The 2,293-nt window shown below is 48.0% G+C and carries 2 protein-coding genes; both read left to right on the top strand.

Annotated features, from left to right (window positions below):
• Positions 1-117 precede the first annotated feature (117 nt).
• Positions 118-1,032: an alpha/beta fold hydrolase gene (locus IQ242_RS22855; RefSeq protein WP_193961526.1), complete on the top strand. Its 915-nt coding sequence runs from the start codon at positions 118-120 to the stop codon at positions 1,030-1,032.
• Between the two features lie 34 nt (positions 1,033-1,066).
• Entirely contained in the window at positions 1,067-2,287 is a 1,221-nt protein-coding gene (gene ispG / locus IQ242_RS22850) for a (E)-4-hydroxy-3-methylbut-2-enyl-diphosphate synthase (protein ID WP_193961525.1), read from the top strand.
• Positions 2,288-2,293 lie beyond the last annotated feature (6 nt).

The following is a 2,293-nucleotide window of genomic DNA, read 5'->3' as shown; positions in this document are numbered from 1 at the left end:
TAAGGGGGGTGCCGATCCCCCCTTAGTCCCCCCTTAATAAGGGGGGCATCTGATAATTTTTAACGCCTACCTACTTAGAGTGATATTTCCTGAAAACCTCTTAATTGTTTGACTTAAGTGACAACTTCACCAGCTTGGACAGAACGTATCGGTTATCAACGGGATTGGGTGTGGCGCGGTTGGCAAATTCGTTATAGTTTTATGCCGGCAAAAAACCCCCAAGATGCCGATAACCCCCCTTTAATTTTACTGCACGGATTTGGAGCGGCGATCGAACATTGGCGCCATAATATACCTATCCTCAGCCAAAATCATCGAGTTTACGCGGTAGATTTATTAGGTTTCGGTGGTTCGCGTAAAGTGCAAGTTCCCTATACCGTTAATCTCTGGGTGGAACAAATACACGATTTCTGGCAAACTTTTATCAATAGACCGGTGGTATTAGTGGGAAATTCGATCGGTTCTTTAGTTAGTATGGCATTAGCGGGTAAATACCCGGAAATGGTAGCCGGATTAGTTATGCTCAGTTTACCCGATGTCAGCCGTCGGCGGGAAATGATCGCCGATTGGTTATTAAATATCGTCACTCCCATCGAAAACTTTTTCACTTCCCCTTGGCTATTAAAACCGATTTTTTACTATCTGCGTCGTCCGCAAGTCTTGAAAAAATGGACAGGAATTGCCTACGAAGACAAGAAAGCAGTCAGCGACGAATTAGTACAAATTATCGCCGCACCAACCCTAGATGAGGGGGCAGCCGAGGCCTTTATTTCCCTAGCACAAGCTGTCAATCATCCCGAATATTGTCCACCGGCAAAGTTAATTTTACCACGCTTAGAAATCCCGATTTTATTGTGTTGGGGCAAACAAGATCGGATGGTTCCCGTCCAGTTAGCTCAGGGTTTTGTCTCCATTAATCCTAGGATTAAATATATAGAATTTGCCCAGGCCGGTCATTGTTTACAGGATGAATGTCCCGACCGTTTTAACCCAATTTTATTAGAGTGGCTAGAATCTGTTGCTGTTCTTTGAGAGAATAGGGAGAGTGATTGTTGGTGATAGTCCTATGCAAACCTTGGAATCGACGCTCAAACCTCCCGCAACTGCCTCCGAATTCGACACCACGATTCACCGACGCAAAACCCGTCCCGTCCGGGTAGGTAGCGTTACCATCGGTGGTGGTTATCCCGTGGTCGTGCAGTCGATGATTAACGAGGATACCCTTGATATAGATGGTTCCGTGGCCGGTATCCGTCGCCTCCATGAAATCGGCTGTGAAATTGTCCGCGTCACCGTGCCGAGTCTGTCCCACGCCACCGCTTTAGCTAAAATTAGGGAAAAACTGCTCGCCACCTATCAACCCGTGCCGTTAGTAGCCGATGTACATCACAACGGTATGAAAATCGCTCTAGAAGTGGCCAAGCACGTCGATAAAGTGCGGATTAACCCCGGTTTGTACGTTTTCGAGAAACCGAAGGCCGACCGCAGCGAGTATAGTCAAGCAGAATTTGATGAAATTGGCGAAAAAATAGCCGAAACACTGAAACCTTTAGTGATTTCCCTGCGAGATCAAGATAAAGCGATGCGAATCGGCGTTAACCACGGTTCTCTGGCCGAAAGAATGCTCTTTACCTACGGCGACACCCCCGAAGGAATGGTACAGTCGGCTTTAGAATTTATCCGCATCTGCGAATCCCTCGATTTTCGCAATCTGGTGGTTTCCCTGAAAGCTTCCCGCGTGCCGGTGATGGTGGCCGCCTATCGTCTCATGGTTAAGCGCATGGACGAGTTAGGTATGGATTATCCCCTACATTTGGGTGTTACTGAGGCAGGAGATGGGGAATACGGACGAATTAAATCCACTGCCGGGATTGCCACTCTCTTAGCGGACGGTATTGGTGATACGATTCGCGTTTCTCTGACGGAAGCTCCCGAAAAGGAAATTCCCGTCTGTTACAGCATTCTCCAGGCCCTGGGACTGCGGAAAACCATGGTCGAATATGTCGCCTGTCCTTCCTGTGGTCGCACTCTTTTTAATTTAGAAGATGTCCTGCAGCAAGTGCGGGCAGCGACTCAACACCTCACTGGACTCGATATCGCCGTTATGGGTTGTATTGTCAACGGACCGGGAGAAATGGCCGACGCAGACTATGGTTATGTGGGGAAACAGGCCGGTTATATCTCCCTTTATCGCGGTCGCGAGGAAATTAAACGGGTCCCCGAAAGTGAAGGTGTAAGCGAGTTGATTAATTTAATTAAAGCCGATGGCCGTTGGGTAGAACCTTAATTAGGG

Source organism: Microcystis sp. LEGE 08355 (assembly GCF_015207185.1).
Lineage (GTDB): Bacteria > Cyanobacteriota > Cyanobacteriia > Cyanobacteriales > Microcystaceae > Microcystis > Microcystis panniformis.
This window is presented reverse-complemented; position numbering and strand designations above follow the sequence as displayed.